23 protein-coding genes are annotated in these 24,053 nt (G+C 68.0%); 10 read left to right on the top strand and 13 right to left on the bottom strand.

Annotated elements, in window-relative coordinates; genetic code table 11:
* The first annotated feature begins 105 nt into the window (after window positions 1-105).
* Complete coding sequence (locus EJI01_RS06065; protein ID WP_126836229.1) at window positions 106-798, top strand: winged helix-turn-helix transcriptional regulator; 693 nt, start codon at window positions 106-108, stop codon at window positions 796-798.
* Window positions 799-987: 189 nt separating this feature from the next.
* A complete protein-coding gene (locus EJI01_RS06060; RefSeq protein WP_126836228.1) occupies window positions 988-1,170 on the top strand; it encodes a hypothetical protein in 183 nt (60 codons plus the stop codon).
* 41 nt (window positions 1,171-1,211) lie between these two features.
* Here the strand turns inward: EJI01_RS06060 and EJI01_RS06055 are convergent, their stop codons facing one another.
* From EJI01_RS06055 to xdhC, 3 genes are all read right to left on the bottom strand, one after another.
* On the bottom strand, window positions 1,212-2,540 hold the full coding sequence (locus tag EJI01_RS06055; RefSeq protein WP_126836227.1) for a glycerate kinase: 1,329 nt from the start codon (window positions 2,538-2,540) through the stop codon (window positions 1,212-1,214).
* Window positions 2,541-2,573: 33 nt separating this feature from the next.
* Complete coding sequence (locus EJI01_RS06050; protein ID WP_126836226.1) at window positions 2,574-3,782, bottom strand: urate hydroxylase PuuD; 1,209 nt, start codon at window positions 3,780-3,782, stop codon at window positions 2,574-2,576.
* A gap of 370 nt (window positions 3,783-4,152) precedes the next feature.
* A complete protein-coding gene (gene xdhC / locus EJI01_RS06045; RefSeq protein WP_126836225.1) occupies window positions 4,153-4,953 on the bottom strand; it encodes a xanthine dehydrogenase accessory protein XdhC in 801 nt (266 codons plus the stop codon).
* Between the two features lie 53 nt (window positions 4,954-5,006).
* Here xdhC and EJI01_RS06040 point away from each other — a divergent pair, with 53 nt between their 5' ends.
* The gene (locus EJI01_RS06040) at window positions 5,007-5,528 is read left to right on the top strand and encodes a hypothetical protein (protein WP_185878839.1); all 522 of its coding nucleotides are present in this window, start codon (window positions 5,007-5,009) and stop codon (window positions 5,526-5,528) included.
* An 87-nt stretch (window positions 5,529-5,615) separates the two neighbouring features.
* Here EJI01_RS06040 and uraH read toward each other — a convergent pair whose 3' ends face one another.
* Window positions 5,616-5,966 carry a hydroxyisourate hydrolase gene (gene uraH, locus EJI01_RS06035; RefSeq protein ID WP_126836223.1) on the bottom strand — a complete coding sequence of 117 codons (351 nt, stop codon included), beginning with the start codon at window positions 5,964-5,966 and terminating at the stop codon, window positions 5,616-5,618.
* Window positions 5,967-6,040: 74 nt separating this feature from the next.
* Here uraH and EJI01_RS06030 point away from each other — a divergent pair, with 74 nt between their 5' ends.
* The 4 genes from EJI01_RS06030 to EJI01_RS06015 are packed head-to-tail and all read left to right on the top strand — an operon-like array spanning window position 6,041 to window position 10,721.
* Window positions 6,041-6,715, top strand: a complete 675-nt coding sequence (locus EJI01_RS06030; RefSeq protein WP_126836222.1) for a GntR family transcriptional regulator — start codon at window positions 6,041-6,043, stop codon at window positions 6,713-6,715.
* Between the two features lie 46 nt (window positions 6,716-6,761).
* Window positions 6,762-7,712: an allantoinase PuuE gene (gene puuE, locus EJI01_RS06025; protein ID WP_126836221.1), complete on the top strand. Its 951-nt coding sequence runs from the start codon at window positions 6,762-6,764 to the stop codon at window positions 7,710-7,712.
* A 1-nt stretch (window position 7,713) separates the two neighbouring features.
* A complete protein-coding gene (uraD, locus tag EJI01_RS06020) occupies window positions 7,714-9,492 on the top strand; it encodes a 2-oxo-4-hydroxy-4-carboxy-5-ureidoimidazoline decarboxylase (protein WP_126836220.1) in 1,779 nt (592 codons plus the stop codon).
* A 2-nt stretch (window positions 9,493-9,494) separates the two neighbouring features.
* Window positions 9,495-10,721, top strand: a complete 1,227-nt coding sequence (locus EJI01_RS06015; RefSeq protein ID WP_126836219.1) for a M20 family metallopeptidase — start codon at window positions 9,495-9,497, stop codon at window positions 10,719-10,721.
* 89 nt (window positions 10,722-10,810) lie between these two features.
* Here the strand turns inward: EJI01_RS06015 and EJI01_RS06010 are convergent, their stop codons facing one another.
* The gene (locus tag EJI01_RS06010; protein ID WP_126836218.1) at window positions 10,811-12,460 is read right to left on the bottom strand and encodes a phospholipase D-like domain-containing protein; all 1,650 of its coding nucleotides are present in this window, start codon (window positions 12,458-12,460) and stop codon (window positions 10,811-10,813) included.
* Window positions 12,461-12,627: 167 nt separating this feature from the next.
* Between EJI01_RS06010 and EJI01_RS06005 the strand changes: the two genes are divergently transcribed.
* Window positions 12,628-13,266, top strand: a complete 639-nt coding sequence (locus EJI01_RS06005; protein ID WP_126836217.1) for a Crp/Fnr family transcriptional regulator — start codon at window positions 12,628-12,630, stop codon at window positions 13,264-13,266.
* Between the two features lie 9 nt (window positions 13,267-13,275).
* Here the strand turns inward: EJI01_RS06005 and EJI01_RS06000 are convergent, their stop codons facing one another.
* Genes EJI01_RS06000 through EJI01_RS05990 form a run of 3 tightly spaced genes read right to left on the bottom strand, consistent with a single transcriptional unit; the run spans window position 13,276 to window position 17,214 of the window.
* Window positions 13,276-14,397, bottom strand: coding sequence for an adenylate/guanylate cyclase domain-containing response regulator (locus tag EJI01_RS06000; protein ID WP_126836216.1), 1,122 nt, complete (start codon window positions 14,395-14,397; stop codon window positions 13,276-13,278).
* Window positions 14,394-14,771: a response regulator gene (locus EJI01_RS05995; protein WP_126836215.1), complete on the bottom strand. Its 378-nt coding sequence runs from the start codon at window positions 14,769-14,771 to the stop codon at window positions 14,394-14,396. Before EJI01_RS05995 ends, EJI01_RS06000 begins: the two co-directional genes overlap by 4 nt.
* Window positions 14,772-14,799: 28 nt before the next feature.
* Window positions 14,800-17,214, bottom strand: coding sequence for an ATP-binding protein (locus EJI01_RS05990; RefSeq protein WP_185878838.1), 2,415 nt, complete (start codon window positions 17,212-17,214; stop codon window positions 14,800-14,802).
* Window positions 17,215-17,394: 180 nt separating this feature from the next.
* On the opposite strand from EJI01_RS05990, the gene EJI01_RS05985 reads away from it, so the two are divergent.
* The gene (locus EJI01_RS05985; protein WP_185878837.1) at window positions 17,395-18,390 is read left to right on the top strand and encodes an ABC transporter substrate-binding protein; all 996 of its coding nucleotides are present in this window, start codon (window positions 17,395-17,397) and stop codon (window positions 18,388-18,390) included.
* Window positions 18,391-18,413: 23 nt separating this feature from the next.
* Window positions 18,414-19,445 (top strand): methionine synthase, encoded by a 1,032-nt coding sequence (locus EJI01_RS05980; protein ID WP_126836212.1) that lies wholly within the window; start codon window positions 18,414-18,416, stop codon window positions 19,443-19,445.
* 15 nt (window positions 19,446-19,460) lie between these two features.
* On the opposite strand, the gene EJI01_RS05975 is transcribed toward EJI01_RS05980, so the two are convergent.
* From EJI01_RS05975 to EJI01_RS05955, 5 genes are read right to left on the bottom strand one after another with little or no spacing between them, the layout of a single operon-like run.
* Window positions 19,461-20,471: an aldo/keto reductase gene (locus tag EJI01_RS05975; protein WP_126836211.1), complete on the bottom strand. Its 1,011-nt coding sequence runs from the start codon at window positions 20,469-20,471 to the stop codon at window positions 19,461-19,463.
* Window positions 20,472-20,522: 51 nt separating this feature from the next.
* A complete protein-coding gene (locus tag EJI01_RS05970; protein ID WP_126836210.1) occupies window positions 20,523-22,265 on the bottom strand; it encodes an IlvD/Edd family dehydratase in 1,743 nt (580 codons plus the stop codon).
* A 13-nt stretch (window positions 22,266-22,278) separates the two neighbouring features.
* Window positions 22,279-23,016, bottom strand: a complete 738-nt coding sequence (locus tag EJI01_RS05965) for a hypothetical protein (RefSeq protein WP_185878836.1) — start codon at window positions 23,014-23,016, stop codon at window positions 22,279-22,281.
* Window positions 22,991-23,623, bottom strand: coding sequence for a GNAT family N-acetyltransferase (locus EJI01_RS05960; RefSeq protein WP_126836209.1), 633 nt, complete (start codon window positions 23,621-23,623; stop codon window positions 22,991-22,993). Before EJI01_RS05960 ends, EJI01_RS05965 begins: the two co-directional genes overlap by 26 nt.
* 10 nt (window positions 23,624-23,633) lie before the next feature.
* Window positions 23,634-23,942 (bottom strand): acylphosphatase, encoded by a 309-nt coding sequence (locus EJI01_RS05955; RefSeq protein ID WP_126836208.1) that lies wholly within the window; start codon window positions 23,940-23,942, stop codon window positions 23,634-23,636.
* Window positions 23,943-24,053 lie beyond the last annotated feature (111 nt).

The raw sequence follows: 24,053 nt of genomic DNA, 5'->3' as shown, positions 1-24,053 counted from the left end.
GTCTCCAGAAGAAGGAAGGTGCATGAAGCATCGTTGCGCACAGCCCTGCGCGCCAGTCCAGAATTTGAACTGGCCTTGCCGGGCCGACAGGAATAGATTCGCCTCATGATCGATTACGGCCAGTTCTGCACCGTCGCGCGCGGCGCCGAAGTGCTCTGCGAGCGCTGGACGCCCTTGGTCGTGCGCGAACTCATGTGCGGCAGCACCCGCTTCAACGACATCCGTCGCGGCGTCCCGCGCATGTCGGGCTCGCTGCTCGCGCAGCGGCTGCGCAAGCTCGAGGAAGTCGGCGTCGTCAAGCGCGTGCAGGGCACGGGCGTGTCGGCGGAGTACCACCTCACCGGCGCCGGCGAGGAGTTGCGGCCGATCGTGATGGCGCTGGGCCACTGGGGCGCACGCTGGATCGGCAGCCGCCTGAAGCGCGGCCAGCTCGACGCCGGCTTCCTGATGTGGGACATCCGCCGCTTCGTGCGGCTCGACGAATGTCCGCGCGGACGCTGCATCGTCGTCCACTTCCGCTTTACCGATGCGCCCGAGGGCGAGCGCCGCTGGTGGCTGGTGGTGGACAAGGGCAGCGCCGACCTGTGCCGCGACGATCCCGGCGAGGACGCCACGCTGATCGTCGAATCGACGGTGCTGGCGCTGACCGAAGTCTGGACCGGCGACCGCGACGCCGAGGCGCTGATCCGCGAACGCCGGCTGCGCGTGACGGGCACCGCGCGCGATGCGCGCGACCTGTGGCGCTGGCTGGGCCGCAGCGCTTTCGCCGAGACGCGCGAGGCCGCCCTGAGGGCCTAGTGTGCTGTCCCGCCGAGGGCTTTGGTCAGCATCACGAGGTCCAGCGCCAGCCGTCCGCTGTGTTGGCGAGGACGCGTTGGCGAGGGCGCCTGCATGAACCCCGTCATCGCTCGATCGATTCAGGAAAGGCGAAGACTGCGTTTCTCCTACAACGGGCGAACCCGCCTCGTCGAGCCCCAGTGCTATGGGATGGGTACCAAGGGGACCGAGCTGCTTCGCGCGCACCAGCTCGAGGGCGGCTCGGAGCGCGAGCCCTTGTTCGATGTATCGAAGATGACGGACCTCGTCCTGCTCGACGAGGTCTTCACCAGGCCGGGGCCCCACTACAAGAGGGATGACTCGGCCATGAAGATCATCTTCTGCCAGCTGTAGATGTGCCGCCTGCGGGCGAGGACACGCGCGCGACGTGCCCCCTACAACACCAACAACGCCCGAAAGTCGTTCACATTGGTATGCGTAGGCCCCGTCACGCAAAGATCGCCGATGGCGTCGAAGTAGCCGTAGGCGTCGTTGCGGTCCAGGTGGTCGGCGAGCTTGCGGCCCGTGGCCTCGGCGCGCGCGAGCGTATCGGGCGCAACGAAGGCGCCGGCGTTGTCCTCGACGCCGTCGATGCCGTCGGTGTCTGCCGCCAGCGCCCACACATTCCTCTGCCCTGCCAGCGCGCCCGCGAGCCCGAGGCAGAACTCGCCGGCGCGGCCGCCGCGGCCCTTGGCCTGGCCCGGCTGGCGCGGCCGGATCGTGACGGTCGTCTCGCCGCCCGAAAGGATCACGCAGGGCTTCGCGAAGGGCGCGCCGCGCAGTGCGACCGCACGCGCCAGCGCACCCTGCACCTTGCCGACCTCGCGCGACTCGCCTTCCATCTCGTCGCTCAGGATGTGGGCCTCGATGCCGGCCGCGCGCGCCGCGGCGGCGGCGGCTTCGAGCGATTGCTGCGGCGTCGCGATCAAGTGCGTGGCATGGCCCTTGAACACCGCGTCATCCGGCTTGGGTGTTTCGAGCGCGCCGCTTTCGAGCTGCGCGCGCACCGCCGCCGGCACCTCGATGCGGTAGCGGTCGAGGATGGCCAGCGCGTCGGCGCAGGTCGTGGCATCGGGCACCGTGGGCCCGCTCGCGATCACGGCCGGGTCGTCGCCCGGCACGTCGCTGATGGTGAGCGTGACCACCTGCGCCGGTGCGCAGGCCGCGGCGAGCCGGCCCCCCTTGATGCGCGAGAGGTGCTTGCGCACGCAGTTCATCTCGCCGATGTGGGCGCCCGATTCGAGCAGCTGCTTGTTGATGCGTTGCTTGTCGGCCAGCGTGAGTCCTTCGGCCGGCAGCGTGAGCAGGGCCGAGCCGCCGCCCGAGATCAGGCACAGCACCAGGTCGTCGGCCGTGAGGCCCTGGGTCAGCGCGAGCATGCGCTCGGCGGCCTTCAGGCCCGCCTCGTCGGGCACCGGATGCGCGGCCTCGACGATCTCGATGCGCTTCGCCAGCCCTTCGGGCCTGGGCGGAATGTGGTGGTAGCGCGTGACGACCAGGCCTTCGAGCTTGGCATCGGCCGGCCACAGCGCCTCGAGCGCCTGCGCCATCGAGCCGCCGGCCTTGCCGGCGCCGAGCACCAGCGTGCGGCCCTTGGGCGGCTTGGGCAGGTAGGGGCCCATGCTGGCGAGCGGCAGCGCGCGTTCGACCGCGACGCGGTAGAGATGTTCGAGGAATTCACGCGGCGCGGCGCGCGGGTCGGGTACCGGATTCGATAGGTTCATTGACTGGTCTCCAGGCCCGATTGTCCACAGACGCTAGTTCGTCTTGGCGCCGCCCTCGAACCACTTGGCGATCAGCGCGCGTTCCGCGTCCGTCATGCCGGTCGAGTTGTTCATCGGCATGATCTTCGTGACCACCGCCTGCTGATAGACGCCCTGCGCATGCGCGGCAAGCTGGTCGGGCGTGTCGAGCCGCACGTTCTTCATCTGCACCTGCGCGCCGTGGCACATGTAGCAGCGCTGCTCCAGCACCTTCTTGACGTCGCCGAACGCCACCTTCTGCGCCGCCGCGGCGCCCGCCACCGGCGCGGCCGCGGGCTCGGGCCGCATCCAGACGATGGAGAGGCCCAGCACCACCACGCCGACCATCGCATAGGGCAGCGGATTGCCCGCGTTGCCGAGCTTGAAGCGGTGCCGCACCACGAAGAACTGCCGGATCGCCGCGCCGCCCAGCATGATCAGGAGCAGCACGATCCAGTTGTACTTGTGCGTGTAGGTGAAGCTGTAGTGGTTGCTCAGCATCGAGAACAGCACCGGCAGCGTGAAGTAGGTGTTGTGCACGCTGCGCTGCTTGCCGCGCTCGCCGTGGATCGGATCGACCGGCAGTCCGGCCCGCAGCGCCGCTACGTTCTTGCGCTGGCCCGGAATGATCCAGAAGAACACGTTGCCGCTCATGGTCGTGGCCATCATCGCGCCCACCAGCAGGAAGGCCGCGCGGCCCGCGAACCATTGGCAGGCCAGCCAGGTCGCGAAGACGATGAAGAGCGCCACCAGCACGCCCACGATGGTGTCGCCGTTCTTGCGCCGGCCGAAGAGCTGGCAGATGCCGTCGTAGACCATCCAGAAGACGACGAAGAAGGCCAGCGCCACCGCGATCGCGGCGCCGGGCTGCCAGTCCATCTTGGACTTGTCGATCAGGTAGGTGCTCGCGTTCCACAGGTAGGACATGGTGAAGAGCGCGAAGCCGGTGATCCAGGTGGAGTAGCTCTCCCAGTAGGACCAGTGCAGGTGGTCCGGCAGCTTCTTCGGCGCCAGCGCGTACTTCTGCATGTTGTAGAAGCCGCCGCCGTGCACCGCCCACTGCTCGCCGCCGACGCCTTTGTCGATCGACTCGGGGTCCTGCGGCTTCTCGAGGCTGTTGTCCAGCATCACGAAGTAGAAGGACGCGCCGATCCAGGCGATGGCGGTGATGACGTGGACCCAGCGCAGCAGCAGATTGGCCCAGTCGAGGTAGTAGCTTTCCATGTGCTCAACCTTGTATTGGCCTGCTCACCACTGCGGGCGCTGTAAGCAGAGAAAGTGCCGCGAACGTAGACCCTCGTGGGGGCCTCGCTCCGCTGCGGCCTGTGGACTGAAGTGTATACACTTTATGGCTTGAATTCGAGGCTTTTTCTTCGCGAGGCGTGCTGGAAAACCCTGAGCTACGCCAAAGCAGGACCCATTCCAGGAATACCGCGGAACCGGCTTTGCCGGGCCGCTGGTATGGCCCCCGGCGAGGGCTGAAGGCCGCGGCTCCAAGCCTGCCTGCGCAGGCTTGGACGGCCGGAAGGGCCAAGGCCTCCGTGCCGCGGCGCGTTTGGCGGCCACGCGAAGTGGGCAAGCCTGGGGAGAGGCGTCATTGCATCAGCAACTGTGCCGCCACCGCGACCGCGATCACCTCGGGCTCCTTGCCCGTGATACCGGGCACGCCGATCGGGCAGGTGATGCGCGCCAGCTCCTCGGCGGTGAAGCCCCGCGCCTCCAGCCGGTGGCTGAAGGTCGCCCACTTGGTCTTGCTGCCGATCAGCCCGATATAGGGCAGGTCGTTGCGCGAGCGCAGGCGCTTCAGGCAGGCGATCACGATGTCGAGGTCCTCGGCATGGCTGAAGCTCATGATCAGCACCCGCGAACCCGGCGCGAGCTGCGCCACCGCGTCCTGCACCGGTTCCGAATGCTCGGTCTCGATCTGCGCCGGCAGCGCATCGGGGAACACGCCGTCGCGGCTGTCGATCCAGCGCACGGTGAAAGGCAGGGTCGAGAGCAGCCGCGCCAGCGCCGCGCCCACGTGGCCGCCGCCGAAGAGCGCCACCGGTTCCAGGTGCGCCAGCAGTTCGCCCTGCAGCGCCTTCGCGTCCGATGCCGCGATGCGGCGGTACGAGAGGAACACCACGCCGCCGCAGCATTGGCCCAGGCTCGGGCCGAGCGGGTAGCGGCGCACGCCTTCGATGGCCGGGCCGCCGGCCAGCCAGGCGCGCGCTTCTTCGGTGGCCTGGAATTCCAGTTGCCCGCCGCCGATGGTGCCCGTGAGTCCCTCGGCCCAGACCGCCATCCAGGTGCCGGCCTCGCGCGGCGCCGAGCCCTGCGTTTTCTCGACGCGCACCAGCACGCCCTCTTCGCGCGCGAGGCGTGCGAGCAGTTCGTCGACCATGCCGTTCATGTGCGATACCTTCGGTTGCGGCGATGCCGCATGCGCACGGTATAAATCCGTGGATGAACTTGCAGCTCTTCACGCCGCGCCACCGCGCCCTCGCGGCCGCCCTCACGACCGCACTCGGCCTGGCCGGCTGCGGCACGCCCGGCCCGACGGCGCCGATCACCTCGACCGTGCCCGGCCAGTTGAGCCGCGCCGTTCCCGACGGGCAGACGGCCAAGGCGATTCCCCGGCCCTCGAACGCAGCCAATCCCCGCGAATACCGCCAGGACGCCGCACGCCACATCTATGCACGCAACGGCGCACGCATCTACAGCGGCAAGCTGCCGCCGCTGCTCTATGCGGTCGGTACGCTGCAGGTCAGCCTCGACGCCGACGGCAAGGTGGTCTCGATGCACTGGATGCGCGCGCCCAAGCACGCGCCCGAAGTGATCGCCGAGATCGAGCGCACCGTGCTCGAAGCCTCGCCCTACCCGGCTGCGACCCGCATCGGCAAGCTGGTCTGGACCGACACCTGGCTGTGGGACAAGGGTGGGCATTTCCAGCTCGATACGCTCACAGAGGGTCAGTCGCAACACTGAGGCTGCCCGGCTTTTCGCGGGGGCCGCAGCGCACGGGCGGTTGGCGAAGCGACACGAGGTGCGCGCAGCCTGGGGAGCGAGCAACATTCAAGACCCGCGGTAGGTGGAGTAGCTCCACGGGCTCACCAAGAGGGGCACATGGTAGTGCTGGTCGGTGTGGGCCACGCCGAAATCCAGCGACACGCGATTGAGGAAGTTGGGCTCGGGCAGCTTCACCCCCCTGGCCCTGAAGTACCCCGCCACGTCGAACACCAAGCGGTAGGTGCCGACCTTCAGCGTGCTGTTGTCGTAGAGCGGCGCATCGCTGCGGCCGTCGGCATTGAGCGTGAAGCGCTTGACGAGCGTCGCCTGCTCGCCTTCGGTGGTGAACAGCGCGACCTCCATGCCGGCCGCGGGACCGCCATGCATGGTGTCCAGAACGTGGGTGCTCAAGCCCATGGTTGTGCTCCTTCAAGGCATTCGGGAAATTCCGGTCGACAAAAGTGTATACAGTTCTCGGCTTTGGGTCTATCATGAAAAACATGGACTCGACCACCACCCGCGCCATCGTCGACGCGCTCACCAAGGCCATTGTGGAACACCGGCTGCAGCCCGGCAGCAAGCTGGCCGAGCAGAAGCTGGCCGACCACTTCGGCGTTTCGCGCACGCTGGTGCGGCAGGCACTGTTCCAGCTGTCGCAGAACAAGCTCATCCGGCTCGAGCCCGCGCGTGGCGCCTTCGTCGCGGCGCCGGCGGTCGACGAGGCCAAGCAGGTCTTCGCGGTGCGCCGCATGCTCGAAGCCGAGATGACGCGCGAGTTCGTGCGCAGCGTGACGCCGGCCAAGATCAAGGCGCTCAGGGAGCACGTGGCGCTGGAGAAGGCCGCGGTTTCGGGTGAGGACATTTCGGGCCGCACCGAGCTGCTCGGCGACTTCCACGTGCGCATGGCCGAGCTCATGGGCAACGCGGTGCTGGCGCAGATCCTCGGCGAGCTGATCTCGCGCTGCGCCCTCATCACGCTGATGTACCAGAGCGCGAGCGCGGCCGAGCATTCGAACGACGAGCACGCCGACATCGTGAAGGCCCTGGCCGCCAAGGACGAGGAGCGCGCGGTGCGCCTCATGACCGAGCACCTGCTGAACGTCGAGGCCAACCTGGTTTTCGACCGCAAGGTCCCCACCCACGACATCAGCCTCGCACTGGCCTAGAAATGCCCACCCCCGTTGCTTGCTCACTTCGTGTAGCCGCCCTGAAATGAACTTCTACGATTCGACCCTGCCCTACCCGCGCGACCTGGTTGGCTACGGCCGCAATCCGCCCCATGCGCAATGGCCCGGCCGCGCGCGGATCGCGGTGCAGTTCGTCCTCAACTATGAAGAGGGCGGCGAGAACTGCGTGCTGCACGGCGACGCGGGTTCCGAGCAATTCCTCTCCGAGATGTTCAACCCGGCGAGCTTCCCCGACCGGCACATCAGCATGGAGGGCATCTACGAGTACGGCTCGCGCGCGGGCGTCTGGCGCATCCTGCGCGAGTTCGAGAAGCGCGGCCTGCCGCTCACCGTGTTCGGCGTCGGCATGGCGCTCGAGCGCTACCCGGAAGTCGCGGCCGCCTTCAAGGAACTGGGCCACGAGATCGCCTGCCACGGCTGGCGCTGGATCCACTACCAGAACCTCGACGAGGCCACCGAGCGCGAGCACATGCGCCTGGGCATGGCCGCCATCGAGAAGCTCACCGGCGAGCGTGCGCTCGGCTGGTACACCGGCCGCGACAGCCCGCGCACGCGCCGGCTGGTGGCCGACTACGGCGGCTTCGAATACGACAGCGACTACTACGGCGACGACCTGCCCTTCTGGATGAAGGTGCAGAAGACCGACGGCGAAGTGGTGCCGCAGCTCATCGTGCCCTACACGCTGGACTGCAACGACATGCGCTTCGCATTGCCGCAGGGCTACTCGCATGCCGACCCCTTCTTCCAGTACATGAAGGACAGCTTCGACGCGCTCTATGCGGAAGGCGACGAGGCGCCGAAGATGATGAGCATCGGCATGCACTGCCGCCTGCTCGGCCGCCCCGGCCGCATCACCGCGCTGCAGCGCTTCCTCGACCACATCGCCAAGCACGAGCGCGTGTGGGTCTGCCGCCGGCTCGATATCGCGCGCCACTGGAAGGCGCAACACCCGTACACCGACACGCACGGAGCCTGACATGGCACTCACCCTCGAACAACTGAACACCGCCACGCCCGACGCGTTCACCGCCCTGCTCGACGGCACCTACGAGCATTCGCCGTGGATCGCCGGCCGCGCAGCGGCAGCGCGCCCCTTCCGCTCGCTCGCGCATCTCAAGCACGCACTGGTGCAGGTGGTCTCCAAGGCCTCGACCGACGAACAGCTGGACCTGATCCGCGCCCACCCGGAGCTCGCGGGCAAGGCCATGGTGAGCAAGACGCTGACCGCCGAATCCACCCGCGAGCAGGGCAAGGCCGGCCTGACCGACTGCACGCCCGAGGAGTTCGCGAAGATCCAGCAGCTCAACGCCGGCTACAACGCGAAGTTCGGCTTCCCCTTCATCCTCGCGGTGCGCGGGCCGCGCGGCACGGGCCTCGGGAAGCGCGAGATCATCGACACCTTCGAGCGCCGGCTGCACAACCATCCGGGCTTCGAGCGCGGCGAGGCGCTGCGCAACATCCACCGCATCGCCGAGATCCGGCTCGACGACAAGTTCGGTGCGCAGCCCACGCTCGGCAACGAGGTGTGGGACTGGCAGGAACAGCTCTCGGTGCACACCGATCCGGGCTATGCCGAGAAGGGCCAGCTCACGGTGACCTACCTCACCGAGGCGCACCGCGCCTGTGCGCAGCAGATCGCGGCCTGGATGCGCGAGGCCGGCTTCGACAGCGTGGAGATCGATGCCGTCGGCAACGTGGTCGGCCGCTACGAAGCCGCCACGCCGGGCGCCAGGACGCTGCTCACCGGCTCGCACTACGACACCGTGCGCAACGGCGGCAAGTACGACGGCCGGCTCGGCATCTTCGTGCCGATGGCCTGCGTGCGCGAGCTCAAGCGCCAGAACCGCCGCCTGCCCTTCGCTTTCGAAGTCGTAGGCTTCGCGGAAGAGGAAGGCCAGCGCTACAAGGCCACCTTCCTCGGCTCGGGCGCGCTGATCGGCCACTTCGATCCCAAGTGGCTGGACCAGAAGGACGCCGACGGCATCACCATGCGCGAGGCACGGCAGATCGCCGGCCTCAAGGAAGAAGACATCCCCAAGCTGCAGCGCGATCCTTCGAAGTACCTCGGCTTCGTCGAAGTGCACATCGAGCAGGGCCCGGTGCTCAACGAGCTCGACATCCCGCTCGGCATCGTGACATCGATCAACGGCGGCGTGCGCTATGTGGGCGAGGTGATCGGCATGGCCAGCCATGCCGGCACCACGCCGATGGACCGCCGCCGCGATGCCGCCGCCGCGGTGGCCGAGCTGATCCTCTTCGCCGAGCAGCGCGCCGCGAAGGACGGCGACTCGGTCGCGACCGTCGGCATGCTGGAAGTGCCGAGCGGCTCGATCAACGTGGTGCCGGGCCGCTGCAAGTTCAGCCTGGACATGCGTGCGCCCAACAACCCGCAGCGCGACGCGCTGACGGCCGATGTGCTCGCCGAGCTCGAGGCCATCTGCGAGCGCCGCGGCGTGCGCTACACGCTGGAAGAAAGCATGCGCGCCTCCGCCGCGCCGAGCGCGCCCGAATGGCAGCAGCGCTGGGAGAAGGCGGTCGACACGCTCGGCGTGCCCTTGTTCCGCATGCCCAGCGGCGCCGGCCACGACGCGATGAAGCTGCACGAGGTGATGCCGCAGGCCATGCTCTTCGTGCGTGGCATCAACTCCGGCATCAGCCACAACCCGCTCGAATCGAGCACCAACGACGACATGCAGTTGGCGGTCGAAGCCTTCCAGCTCCTGCTAGACAATCTGGCCGCCGAAAAGACCCAATGACCATGACCGACTACAACAAACTCGACGCCTGGATCGACGCCCACTTCGACGAGGAGGTGCAGTTCCTGCAACAACTGGTGCGCGTGCCGACCGATACGCCCCCGGGCAACAATGCCCCGCACGCCGAGCGCACCGCCGAGCTGCTGAGGGACTTCGGCTTCGAGGCCGAGAAACATGCCGTGCCCGAGCAGGAGGTGAAGGCCCTGGGCCTCGAATCGATCACCAACCTGATCGTGCGGCGCAAGTACGGAAGCGACGGCCGCACCGTGGCATTGAACGCCCACGGCGACGTGGTGCCGCCCGGCGAAGGCTGGACGCACGACCCCTACGGCGGCGAGATCGAGGGCGGCAGCCTCTACGGCCGCGCCGCCGCGGTCAGCAAGAGCGACTTCGCGAGCTTCACCTTTGCGCTGCGCGCGCTCGAAGCGGTGGCCAGGCCGGCGCGCGGCAGCGTCGAGCTGCACTTCACCTACGACGAGGAATTCGGCGGCGTCCTGGGCCCGGGCTGGCTGCTCCAGAACGGACTCACCAGGCCCGACCTGTTGATCGCGGCCGGCTTCAGCTACGAGGTGGTGACGGCGCACAACGGCTGCCTGCAGATGGAAGTCACGGTGCACGGCAAGATGGCGCATGCCGCGATACCGACGACCGGCGTCGACGCGCTGCAGGGCGCGGTAAACATCCTGAACGCGCTCTATGCGCAGAACACGCTGTACCAGCAGGTGAGGTCGAAGGTCGAAGGCATCACGCACCCCTACCTCAACGTCGGCCGCATCGAGGGAGGCACCAACACCAATGTCGTGCCCGGCAAGGTGGTCTTCAAGCTCGACCGCCGCATGATCCCGGAAGAGAACCCGGTCGAGGTCGAGGCCACGATCCGCAAGCTGATCGCCGACGCCGCGGAAGCGCTGCCCGGCGTCACGGTCGAGATCAAGCGCCTGCTGCTGGCCAATTCGATGAAGCCGCTGCCGGGCAACAAGCCGCTGGTCGAGGCGATCCAGAGGCACGGCCAGGAGATCTTCGGCGAGCCGATCAAGGCCATGGGCACGCCGCTCTATACCGACGTGCGCCTGTACGGCGAAGCCGGCATCCCGGGGGTGATCTACGGCGCCGGGCCGCGCACGGTGCTCGAGTCGCATGCCAAGCGCAACGACGAGCGCGTGCTGCTCGAAGACCTGCGGCGCGCGACCAAGGTGATCGCGCGCACGCTCAGCGACCTGGTGAACTGAGCCTGCGCAAGCGGGGGGTGTGCCCCGCATGAATCCAGTGCGTGCTCGTCGGTGTATCTCCGGCAGCCGCCGGCGATCCGCGCGGCGCTTCAGAGAAGCTCTTCGTCCACGAACATGGACACCACCGACAAGCGCAGCCGCTGGCCCCAGTTCGAGTTCGGCTCGTCTGCGAACACGAGCTTTTCCTGTCCGTCCTGCGCGACCCACTGGAGTCCCGGCTGGTCGGCGGTGCTGCGAACCTGGTAGCTCCGGGGCAGCCGTTCGCCCTGCAGCAGGCTCGCCACCTGGCCGGCCAGCTCCGGGCTGTCGACGATCAGGCCCATCTCGGTGTTGGAGTGGGCCGAGCGGCGGTCCATGTTCAGCGAACCGATGTAGAGCCAGCGCTGGTCCACCACCGCCACCTTGGCATGCAGGCGGCCGAGCGAGCCGCGCAGTTCGCCGGCGGCGCCGTCCCGCGTCTCGGCGCCGGGCATCAGCTCGAACAGCGAGACGCCCATCTGCAGCAAGGCGCCGCGATAGCGCGCGTAGCCGAAGTGCGCCAGCGGCTCGTCCGTCGTGGCCAGCGAGTTGGTGATGACCGACACGCGCACCCGGTTGTCGGTGGCCTGCTTCAGGATCTCCAGCGTGCGCCGGCCCGGAACGAAGTAGGGCGAGGCAACGAGCACTTCTGAACGCGCCGACTGCATCAGCTCGAGCTTGCCGTTCATGACGGCGCCGTAGGCGAGCGATGCATCGCCCGGCGCAGCCTTGGCCGGTGCATCGGCGATCACGCGGGCGGCGGCGATATGCAGTTCGAGGCGTCCGTTGGCCAGCTGGGAGCCGACGCTGCTCTGGCCGAGCGGGTCGCGCGCCGCCACCGTCAGGTCGGCGGCGCCGGCTGCACGCACGGTGTCGTCGAACCGGCCGCGGGAGGCTTCCGACGAGAACTCCGCTGCCGCGAGGCTCTGGATGGGATAGGCGTGCTCGCTGTTCCAGTAGCCGTCGAACACCATCGACAGCTCGCGCACCACCGATCCGGCCGCGAACATGTCCATGTCGATGAAGTTGGCGGGCTCGCTGCGGCCGAAGTACTCGTTGGCGATATTGCGGCCGCCGGTGATCGCGAACACGTTGTCGGCGACCAGCAGCTTGTTGTGCATGCGCCGGTTGACGCGCGAGAACTCGTGCAGCGAGAACAGCACGCGCGATGCGACACCGCCGTCGCGCACCGCCAAGGGGTTGAACATGCGCAGTTCGAGGTTCGGGCGGGCGGCCAGGCCGGCCAGCAGCGCGTCTTGGCCGGCTGCGTGCAGGTCGTCCACCAGGAGGCGCACGCGCACGCCGCGGGCGGCGGCGTCGGCCAGTCCGCGCAGGAACTGCCGGCCGGACAGGTCGTCCGCGATCTGGTAGTACTGCACGTCGATGCTCTTCTCGGCGGCACGGACCAGCGCGATGCGGGCCTCGAAAGCCTGGTCGCCGGCGGGCAGCAGGCGCATGCCCGACAGCTGGCCATTGCCGGCCGGCAACGATGCGGCGGCCACCGCGGCGAGGCGGGTGTCGGCCACGTCGGTGCGGGCTTGCGAGCTCGGGCGCTGCACGCCGCTCGGCAGGCCGGCACAGGCCGTCAGCATCCCGAACAGCACCACGACGAAGGCCCACACCGCCAGCCGGGGGTCGGCCTTGGCTTGGGCGAGCGCGATCAGGCGCAGGCCGACGCAATGGGCGATCAGCAGGGGGCAGCGAGGGAAAAGGGAGGTCATGGCGGGCTCTCTCTGGTGTGCCTCCAATCTAGGCAGAGCCCCCCTTTCTCACGAGTGCGCAGTGCGCCGCACGGATGTGACATTGGTCACAGGCGGCGGGGCGGCCGATAATCGTTTGCCGCCAGCAGCCGCCTGGCCGCGCCCCTGCGCAGCATCCGGAGTGACCGATGAATTCCGCCGACGCCAATGACTGCCTGCCGCAGCCGCTGCTCGATGCCATCGCGCCGCACGGGTCGACGCGCTCGTTCGCCGCCCAGGCGATCCTGATCAACGAGGGCGACACGACCGACTCGCTCTACATCCTGCTGAGCGGCCGGGTGAAGGTCTACGCCAGTTCGGAGGACGGGCGCGAGGTGGTGCTCGCCGAGTACGGCCCCGGCGAGTATTTCGGCGAACTCTCGATCGATGGCGAGAAGCGCTCGGCATCGATCAAGGCGCTCACGGCGTGCAGCTGCCGCGTGGTCCAGGGTTCGGAGCTGCGCCAGTTCCTCGCGGAGCATCCCGACTTCGCGGTGCACCTGACCCACAAGCTGATCCGCATGGTGCGGCGCCTGACCGAGCAGGTTCGCAGCATTGCGCTGCAGGACGTCTACGGCCGCATGGTCCGCGTGCTGATCGAGCTGTCCGAGCCGGCCGGCGAGGAGCGCGTGCTGCGCCACAGGTTGACGCAGCAGGACATCGCGGGCCGCATCGGCTCCTCGCGAGAGATGGTGAACCGGGTGATGAAGGAACTCACCGCCGGCGGCTATGTCACGCAGCGCGATGGACGCCTGGTGATCCTGCGCAAGCTGCCGGCGGCGTGGTAGTTCTTGAGCTCAGGCGTCCGGCACCACGCGCCACACGGGCACCTGGCGCTGAAAGCCCTTGAGCGACAGCTCGCCGGCCTGCTGGATCGACCACTCGCCTTCGGGCCGCGCCTCCTGCAAGGCGGCCTGGATGCGCTGCGACAGCAGGATCTCGCCAGCCTCCGCTTCTCCGCACAGGCGCGCGGCCAGGTTGGTCACGGTTCCGATGGCCCCGTAGTCGATACGCCCTTCGAAACCGATGCTGCCGATGGTCGCGAAGCCTTGCGCGATGCCGATGCCCATGTGCAAGTCGTAGCCGCGCCGGCGCCACTGGTCGCTGAGCTGGTGCATTTCCTGCTGCATCCGCACCGCCATGCGCACCGCGCGCACCGGTGCGTCGGGCACCGGCAGCGGATCGTTGAAGAAGATCATCATGCCGTCGCCGGAAAAGCGCTCCAGCGTGCCTTCATGGGCCAGCACCAGCCGCCCCATCGCCGCATGGTATTGGCCCAGCACGGCCATCACCTCCTCGGGATCGGCCGTCTCGGTGAAGGAGGTGAAGCCGCGCAGATCGAGAAAGACGACGGTGATCTCGCGCCGATGGCTCTGGAGCGGGTCGTCGGCGCCGCCGGCCAGGATCGCCTGGGCCAGTTGCGGCGAGAAGAAGCGCTTGAGCTGCCCGACGCGCTCGAGTTGCCGGGCCGCATCGGCCACGCGCTGCTCGAGCGTGAGGTTCCAGGCCTGCAGCTCGGCCCTTTGCCGCTGGACCTCGTCGTACAAGGCCTTGACGCGCAGCAGGGAGCGCACGCGCGCCATCAGCTCGGCCTGGTGGATGGGCTTGCTCAGAAAGTCGTCGGCGCCCGCCTCCAGCCCCTTCACGCGCTCGTGCTCCGGGTCCAGCGCGGTCACCAGCACCACCGGCAGCACCGCGCATGCCGGATCGGCACGGATCGCGCGGCACACGTCGTAGCCGTTCATGCCCGGCATCATCACGTCCAGCAAGACCAGGTCGGGCATGTCGGCCGCGATGCGCGCCAGCGCTTCCTCGCCGGATGCCGCGGTGCTCGTTCGATAGCCGCGCGCGCTCAGGACGTCGGCGAGCAGCCTGACGTTCTTTTCGACGTCGTCGACGACCAGGACGTGGGCACTCATCGCGGCCCCTTCTGCTTCAGGAAGCGAGCGACGGTCGCGCGCAGGGTCTTCAGGGCGATGGGCTTGGTCAGGAAAGCGTCGAAGCCCGAATTCACGATGCTGCGATGGTCCTCGGGCATGACCGAGGCCGACACGGCGATGACGGGGATCGCCTGCAGCACCGGATGCGCGCGAATCTCCTGCAAGGCCGCGATGCCGCTCATGCCCGGCAGCTGCACGTCCATCAGGATCAGGTCCGGCGGGTGGTCGATGGCCAGCTGCACGCCCGCCTCCCCGGTCCGCGCCTCCAGCGTGGCGTGGCCCGCGTGCTGCAGCACGTCGCGCATCAGCTTCATGTTCTTGTCGTTGTCCTCGACGATCAGGATGGTGCTCATTCGGTGACCTCGCCCTATGCCCGGCGTCTCATACCACGGCCTCCGGAACCTGCTGCGGCAGCGTGAAGCTGAAGGTCGCGCCTTCGCCGGGCCGGCTCTCGACGCGGATCGTGCCGCCGTGGAGCTCGACGAAGCGCTTGGCCAGCGACAAGCCCAGGCCCGTGCCTTCCGACCTGCGCAGCGCGTCGCTGCCTGCCTGGCGGAACTCGTCGAACACCAGGGCCTGGTCTTCCAGAGCGATGCCGACGCCGGTGTCGGCCACGCTGACCTCGGCGACGCCTCGGCCGGCTGCATCGAGGCGCCGGGCGCGCAGGCGCACGCTGCCGCCGGCCGGGGTGAACTTCACCGCATTCGACAGCAGGTTCACGATCACCTGCTTGACCTTTCGGGCATCGGCCACCCATTCCGTCAGCCCCTCGCCGACCTCGAGGGAGATCCGGATGCCGCCGCGCTGCGCGCGCTCGCGCACCAGGGTCAGGGCGTCGTCGATGAGCAGGCCGAGGTCGATGCAGCTCAGGTCCAGCTCCATCCGCCCCGCTTCGATCTTCGACAGGTCCAGCACGTCGTTGATCAGCGTCAGCAAGTGCTGGCCGGACGAATGGATGTCCTGCAGGTATTCCATCTGCTTGTCGTTGACCTCGCCGAACATCCGCTCGGCCAGCACTTCGGAAAAACCGATGATGGCGTTCAGCGGCGTGCGCAGCTCGTGCGACATGTTGGCCAAAAACTCCGATTTGTGGCGGTTGGCCACCTCGAGCTCGCGGCCCTTGTTCTCGATCTCGCGGAACAGCCGCGCGTTCTGGATCGCGATCACGGCCTGGTCGGCGAAAGTCTCGACCAGGCGCACTTCCGCCTCCGAAAAGGGCTGTACTTCCTTGCGCAGGACGGCGATGACGCCGACCGAGGCGCCGTCGCGCACGATCGGCACCGCCAGCACCGTGCGAACGCCGCCGCGCTGCGGCACCCTGAGCGATTTCGGAGCGACATCTTCCACATGCATGGTGCGGCCTTCGACGAAGGCGCGCCCGACCACCGACCCGGCGCTCGTCGGCAGGATGTCGTCGCGGCTCGACCCGGCGCCGTCCTTGAGCGGATAGCCGGTGACGGCTCGGAAGTGATCGCCCTCCTGCAGCCAGATCTTGCTGGCGTCCGCGCGGCAGCGCAGCACGGAGCGCTCGGCGATCGCCTGCAAGGCCGGCTGCAGATCGGCCGGCATGCGGCTGAGCACCCGCAGGATTTCCGCCGCCGCAGTCTGGAACTCGAGCGAGGCCGTCAGCTCCGCCGTGCGCTGGTCGACCTTGCGCTCCAGCTCTCCGTAGGACTCCCGCAGCTGCGCCGACATGCGGTTGAACTGGCCGGCCAGAGCTTCCAGCTCGTCGCCGGTCCTGATGACGATCTGGGCGTCCAGCTCGCCCTCGCCGATGCGCCGCGCGCCCTCGGCGAGCGTGCGGATCGGCCGCACCATGTTGCGCGCCAGCACCCATGCCGCCACGGCGGAGACCATCAGGCCGGCCAGCAGCAGCAGGCCGGTGCGCAGGATCGATGCGTTCAGCTTGGCATACACCTCGGCCATCGGCCGCTCGACGAACACGTTCCAGCCCAGCGGTTCGATCGGCGCCACCGAGGCCAGCACCTCCGCGCCCTGCAGGTCGCGCGTCACCATGGCCTGCGGGCCCGGCGCCCTCGCCGCCGCCGCGGCCCTGACATGCGGCGCCGAGGCCAGGCTGGTCTTGCGCAGCACCAGGCCGATGTCGGGGTCCGCCACCAGCAGGCCCTTGCTGTCCACCACGTAGGCCTTGCCGGTGTCGTCGGTGCTGATGCGCGAGATCACGTCCCAGATGAACTTGAGATTGAGGTCGGCCACCGTCACGGCGCCCTTGTCGCCCGGGGAGCGGATCGCCACCGTCATGTAAGGCTCGGTGTCCTTGTGGAAGTACACGGGCCCGAACCAGGGCGAGCCGGCCCGGGCGTTCTGGAACGCCGCTTCCGACGAGCGGTCCTTGCCGGACCCGATCGAATCCATGCCCAGGCGCGACACCGCCACCCGTTCGCGGCCGCTGCCGTCGAGCTGGGCCACGTCGGTCACCTCGGGGACCTGGCGCAAGAGCCGCAGGAACTCGATGCGGCGCGCTTCCAGGTCCGCCTCGTCGAACATCGGAAGCGAAGCGAAGCTCAGCTGTTCGGCGAGCTGCTGGATGTACTGCTCGATCCGCGACGCCGCGCCGAGCGCCTTGACCTGCTGCAGGCTGGCCAGCGCCGCCTTGTTTTCCTGATAGGAAAAGTAGAGACTGATCGCGCTCGATGCCAACAGCACAGTCATGACCAAGGAGAGGATCAGCAGCAGGTACTTGCGGAACAGGTGCCCGCGGTGGATGTCGCGCGTGGACTCTGCCGGCAGCGCGGCATCCGGCATGGCACGGCCAGCTTCCTCGGCTGCTTTCATTTCGACTGCTGATGGCGCGTCGCCATGGAAGCCCAGCGAGGTCCGCGCGGCCGGGGCTTTCATGATTCGATCACTTTGTCGTCGATGGGCTGCGCCATCTACAGCGGCGCGGCGCCGATTTTCCGCCTTTGCGGGCTCGGCGAGATCCACCAATCAGCCTATGGAAGATGGAAGCTTCTAATGAGAAACCTGATGAACGGCAACAACCTGCGGCTTCTTCTTTGCGCGCTGATGCTGGCCGCCGCCCCCGTGGCCGAGGCCCAGCAGGCGAGGAAAGTACCGCGCGTGGGCTATCTGGCGGCCGTCTCGGCCAGCGCGGACGCGCCCCGGCTGGAGGCATTCCGGCAGGGCCTGCGCGACCTCGGCTATGTCGAAGGGCAGAACATCCAGATCGACTACCGCCATGAAGGCCTGGATCTGGAGCGGCTCCCGAGCCACGCGGCCGAACTGCTCCGGCTGGAGGTGGACGTGCTCGTCACGGTCACGACCAACGCGGCACTGGCTGCCAAGAAGACGACCGGCACCATTCCCATCGTCTTCATGGGCGTCACCGACCCGATCACCACCGGCCTGGCCGAAACCCTGGCGCGGCCGGGCGGCAACAGCACGGGGATCACCAACGTGGCGGCGGTCCTGGCCGGAAAAAGGCTGGAGCTGCTGAAGGAAACCATGCCCAAGGTCACCCGCGTCGCGGTGCTCTGGGACCGCAAGGCGCCGGGCTCTATTCCGCAGTGGGAAGAGAGCCAGGCGCCCGCGAAGAAGCTGGGCCTGGAGCTCTATTCGATGGAGGCCGGCAGCGTCGACGAATACGTGGCCTCGTTCACGCAAGCCGTCAAGGCGCGCAACGACGCCGTCTGGGTCACGCTCAACCCGGTCGCCAACTCGAACCAGAAACTCATCGCCGAACTGGCGATCGCCAACGGATTGCCATCGATCTGCGCACGGGGCGACTACGCGGAAAACGGTTGTCTCATGGCCTATGGGCCCGGCTACGGCATGGAGGGCAAGGACGGCGCCCGCTATGTCGACCGGATCCTGAAGGGCGCCAAGCCGGCCGATCTGCCCATCGAGCAGCCGACCAAGTTCGAGCTGCTGATCAACCTGAAAACCGCCAAGCGCATCGGCTTCACCATCCCGCGCTCGGTGCTGCATCGGGCGGACAAGGTGATCCAATAAGAACCACTGACCAAGGAACCCCCATGACCCGACCTCTCTTCAGTTCGACCATCGCCGGCAGCCTGCCCAAGCCCGCCTGGCTGGCGGAGCCGCGCAAGCTCTGGCCGGCCTGGAAGCTGGAGGGCGACGAGCTGGCCCAGGCCAAGGCCGATGCCACCTTGCTCTGGATCAAGGCGCAGGAAGACGCCGGCCTGGACGTGATCGGCGACGGCGAACAGTCGCGCCAGCACTTCGTCCACGGCTTCCTCGAGCATGTCGAGGGCATCGACTTCGAGCACAAGGTCAGGATGGGCATCCGCGACAACCGCTACGACGCGATGGTGCCGCAGGTGGTTTCGGAACTCCGGTTGAAAGGCCGCGTGCACGCCGCGGAAGCCCGGCTGCTGCGCGCCCACACGCAGCGCCGCATCAAGTTCACGCTGCCCGGGCCGATGACCATCGTCGACACAGTCGCCGACCGGCACTACGGCGACCGCGTGAAGCTCGCGATGGCTTTCGCCGAGCTGCTGAACCAGGAGGCGCTGGCCCTGGAGGCCGACGGCGTCGACATCGTCCAGTTCGACGAGCCGGCCTTCAACGTCTATATGAAGGATGCCGCCGACTGGGGCGTGCGGGCGCTGGAGCGCGCGGCCCAGGGGCTGCGCTGCACCACGGCCGTCCATATCTGCTACGGCTATGGCATCCAGGCCAATGTCGACTGGAAGGCCACGCTCGGCGAGGAATGGCGCCAGTACGAGCAGGTGTTTCCGGCGCTCGCGAAGAGCAGCATCCAGCAGGTGAGCCTCGAATGCTTCCATTCGCACGTGCCGCCGCAGCTGATGCGCCTGCTCGAGGGCAAGGACGTGATGGTCGGCGTCATCGACGTGGCGAGCGAGGTGGTCGAGACGCCCGAGCAGGTGGCCGACACCATCGGCGAGGCGCTGCAGCATGTGCCGAAGCGGAGGCTCTTGCCCTGCACCAATTGCGGCCTGGCGCCGATGGACCGCGCCGTCGCGCTGCAGAAGCTGCAGGCGCTGGCCGCGGGAGCCGAGCTCGCGCGCCAGCGCTACGGTTGAGCCGGGCGGCTGCGCTCAGCGCGGCGCGTCGCCCTTGCGGTAGTCGGCGGTGAGTTCGTCGAGCCGCTGCTTCAGCCCCGCATCCAGCTTGTAGTCGGCCGCGGTTAGGGTGGCATCGAGCTGCTCCGGCCGGCTGGCACCGAGCAGCGGCGCGGTGACGAGCGGGTTGGCCATCACCCACGCCACGGCCAGGGTCGCGAGCGGCACGCCCGCCTCGTCGGCCAGCGCATGCAGTTGCGCGACGGTGGCAAAGCTGCGCTCGTTCCAGTAGCGGTCCTGGTACATCGTGCCCGCGGTGCCGAGCGTGAAGCGCGTGTTGTCCTCGGGCTTGGCGCTGTACTTGTACTTGCCGGTCAAGAGGCCGCCCGCGAGCGGGTTGTACGGAATCACGCCCAGGCCTTCTTCGCCGGCGAGCGGCAGCAGCTCGCGCTCGATCTCTCGGAACAGCAGGCTGTAACGCGGCTGCACCGAGACGAAGCGCACCAGGTTGCGCACCTCGGAGCGCCCGATCGCACGCGCCAGCCGGTAGGCCAGGAAATTGGAAACGCCGACGTAGCGCGCGCGTCCGGACCTGACGATCACATCGAGCGCCTCCAGGCTCTCGTCGAGCGGCGTCTCGCGGTCGTCGCTGTGGAGCTGGTAGAGGTCGACGTGGTCGGTCTGCAGCCGCTTGAGCGAGGCGTCGATGGCGTCGAGCAGGTGCTTGCGCGATGCGCCCTGGTCCCAGGGGTTCGGGCCGACCTTGCCGACCGCCTTGGTGGCGAGCACGAAGCGGCTGCGCGCGCCCGGCCCCTTCGATTGCAGCCAGCGGCCGATGATCTCTTCGGTGCGGCCGGTGGTCTCGACCGTGCCGCCGAGCGGATAGACGTCGGCGGTGTCGAGGAAGTTGATGCCGGCCTCGGTGGCCTTGTCGAGGATGCGCTTCGAGACGGCTTCGTCGGTCTGCAGCCCGAAGGTCATGGTGCCGAGCGCGAGCCGCGACACGGTCAGGCCGGTGCGGCCCAGGCGGGTGGTGGGAATGCTCATGGTCTTGCTGTGGTGCGGTGGCGGCAGGTCATCATAGTCATCGCGGCGCGCTTAACGGCCGTCCGGCTTCGTCGCGCAAAGAAAGTCGAAGTCGACGCCCTTGTCGGCCTGCATCACCGTCTGCAGAAAAAGCTTTCGATAGCCGCGTTCGGCCGTCGGCTCCACCACCGGCGACTCCTCCGCGCGGCGTGCCAGCTCGTCGTCCGACACCAGAAGCGATATCTCCCGCTTCGCCACGCTCAGCCGGATGCGGTCGCCGTTGCGCACATGCGCGAGCGGCCCGCCGATGGCCGACTCCGGCGTCACGTGCAGCACGATGGTGCCGAAGGCCGTGCCGCTCATGCGGCCGTCGGAGATGCGCACCATGTCCTTCACGCCCGCCCGCGCGAGCTTGCGCGGGATCGGGATGTAGCCGGCTTCCGGCATGCCCGGCGCGCCCTTGGGGCCGATGTTCTTGAGCACCAGCACGTCGTCGCGCGCGACGTCGAGATCGTCGCTGTCGATGCGGAGGGCCAGGTCCTCGATGTTTTCGAACACCACCGCGCGGCCTTCATGCTCCATGAGCCCGGCATCCGCCGCGGACTGCTTGATGATGGCCCCGCCCGGCGCCAGGTTGCCGCGCAGCACCGCGATGCCGCCCTGCGGATAGATCGGGTTGGCGGCCGTGCGCACCACGGACTGCACGAACCCCGGGCCCGCACGCTCGATCTCCTCGCCCAGCGTCCTGCCGGTGACCGTCATGGCCTCGAGCCGCAGCAGGGGCTTGAGTTCGCGCAGCAGCGTCGCCATGCCGCCGGCCTTGTGGAAGTCTTCCATGTAGTGCTGGCCCGAGGGCTTCAGGTCCAGCAGCACGGGCGTCTCGCGTCCCATGCGGTCGAGCAGCTGCAGGTCGATGTCCAGGCCCATGCGGCCTGCGATCGCCGCGAGGTGCACGATGCCGTTGGTCGAGCCGCCGATCGCGAGCAGCACCCGCATCGCGTTCTCGAACGCGGCGGGCGTGAGCACCTTGTCGATGCTCAACCCGTCGCGCGCGATCCGGACCGCCTGCGCGCCGGTCTGCTCCGCGATGCGGATGCGGTCGGCGGTGACGGCCGGCGGCGAGGCACCACCGGGCATCGTCATGCCCAGCGCTTCCGCGATGCAGGCCATGGTGCTGGCCGTGCCCATCACCGAGCAGGTGCCCACGCTGGCCACCAGCTGGTTGTTCACGTCCGCGGTTTCGTCGCCGTCGATCTCGCCCGCGCGGTACTTTCCCCAGTAGCGCCGGCAGTCGGTGCAGGCGCCGACGCGCTCGCCGCGGTGGCTGCCCGTCAGCATCGATCCGGTGATCAGCTGGATCGAGGGAATGCCGGCCGACGCTGCGCCCATGAGCTGTGCCGGCACCGTCTTGTCGCAGCCGCCGATCAGGACCACCGCATCCATCGGCTGCGCGCGGACCATCTCCTCGGTGTCCATCGACATCAGGTTGCGCAGGTACATGCTCGTCGGCGCCGCGAAGCTCTCGTGGACGGAGATCGTCGGAAATTCCATCGGCAATCCGCCGGCGAGCATCACGCCGCGCTTCACCGCTTCGATGAGCTGCGGCGCATTGCCGTGGCAGGGGTTGTAGGCGCTGCCGGTGTTGGCGATGCCGACCACGGGGCGCTCGAGCGCCGCGTCGGTGTAGCCGGCACCCTTGATGAAGGCCTTGCGCAGGAAGAGCGAGAAGTCCTGGTCGCCGTAGCTGGTCAGGCCTTTGCGCATGCCCGAGGGTTCGTCGGTGCCGTCGGGCTTGGAGGAGTCTTTTTTGGACATGTTCAGCGGGCCCTCATTCGTCGGATTTGATACTGGCCGGCTCGTCGCCGATGGTCAATTCTCGAAAGATGAGTCGATGGTAGAGCGGCCAGTCACGGCGCGAGTTCTCGATGGCCAGTTTGGCGAGATCGAGGCTTGCATAAAGCCTGTCGGTCAATGCCCGGTAGTCCTCGTACAGCGCAACGAGACCGTCGATGCCGGCCAGCCTCCGCCGGCGGCTGTACGGCGCTTGCAGCTTCCAGTCGACCTGGTACTTCACCCACGCATCGCCGCGCTCTGCCGAGACGACTCGAATCGCCTGATCTACATCGTCCTGGTGAAAGTAGATCAACAGCGGATTCAGGGGGCGGATCGCCACCGCCACTGCCTGGGCGTAGGCCGCGATGGTCGTGAACTCGGCCTCCATCAGAAAGAGGTTCGTCAGGTCGCCATGAAACAACTGCCCGTCCACCAGCTGCACCGCATCGGATGCCCGCGCGGTGTCTACAAAGGAGCGCCATTTCCTCAGGCTTCGCTCGATAAGCCCTTCAGGCGTCTCATCGAGCCAGGGTTGGAACCAATGCTCGAGCTCATCGGTCGCGCGGATCGGGTGCGGATCCACTCTTTCGTGGATGGGATGCACGCGCCGCTGCGCCGCTTCCATGCGGGCGGCGATCGAGCGCATCGTGGTCGACTTGCCGGAACCCATGATGCCCTCGAGGATCACCAGTCGACGAGACACCTGATCACTCGAATCGATGGTTCGGATCATTCGCTGACGCCTTGTCGCTTCCATTACCGCAGGCCGGCGGCGGCTGCAGTGCACGCCATCCCTCTATCGACAGGCGATACAGCACGTGGCGAACCAGCCGATGGCCCGCCGGGACGAGCGGATGATCGAAGTCTTCGCCGAGCGCTCGGACCATGCCGAGCCTCGCCATGAGCGCCCGCGAACGATGGTTGTCGGGGACGGTGATGGCCACGATCTCGTTGAGGCCGGCCTGTTCGAAGCCGAAGGCGAGCACTGCACGCGCCGCCTCGTGCGCATAGCCGCGACCCCAGTGGGCCCGGGCCAGCCGCCAGCCGATCTCGACGCAGGGCGTGAACGCCGCCGAGTAAGCCGGAACCGACAGGCCGACCGCGCCGATGAACCCGGCCATGCCCGGCGCTTCGACCGCCCACCAGCCGAATCCCGTGTCCCGGAATTGCTCGCGCATCCGATCGGCAAGCGCATCGCTCTCCGGCCGCGTGAGCTGACGAAGCAGGTACTCCATCACCTGCGCATCGGCGTTCAGCTCGGCAAACGGCTCCAGGTCTTCCTCGCGCCACGGCCGCAGCGTGAGTCGGGCGCTCGTCAGCGTCGGCGCGGTCGCGAGCATTCGTGTGCGATCACAAGGTCGGCAGCTGATCGAATCGATCGAGGCGATCGACGGGCGGCGGCAGCTGCGTGAGCTCGAGCGCGTCGACCCGTGCGCCCGGCACACCGTCGCGCAGCCACTTGCACATGGCATCCAGCTCGCGGCGCGACCCTTGGAGCATCGCCTCCACCGACCCGTCGGCACGGTTGCGGACCCAGCCCGCGACGCCCGTGGCCCGCGCATGGCGCACGCAGGCGTCGCGATAGCCGACCCCTTGCACGCGGCCGCGCATCCGCACCAGCCGGCACTCGATCGCCTCGTTCTTGTCGCCAGGGTTCATGGCGCGATTGTTTCCCGAAGCGATCCAAGGGTAAATACCAATCACTCGGCCGCAGTTCGTCCTTGATTGCACCCACTTTTTGTATACAAATATAGGGTGCAATCAACGAGC

Origin of the sequence: Variovorax sp. MHTC-1 (genome assembly GCF_003984645.1) — a bacterium.
Taxonomy (GTDB): domain Bacteria; phylum Pseudomonadota; class Gammaproteobacteria; order Burkholderiales; family Burkholderiaceae_C; genus Variovorax.
This window is presented reverse-complemented; position numbering and strand designations above follow the sequence as displayed.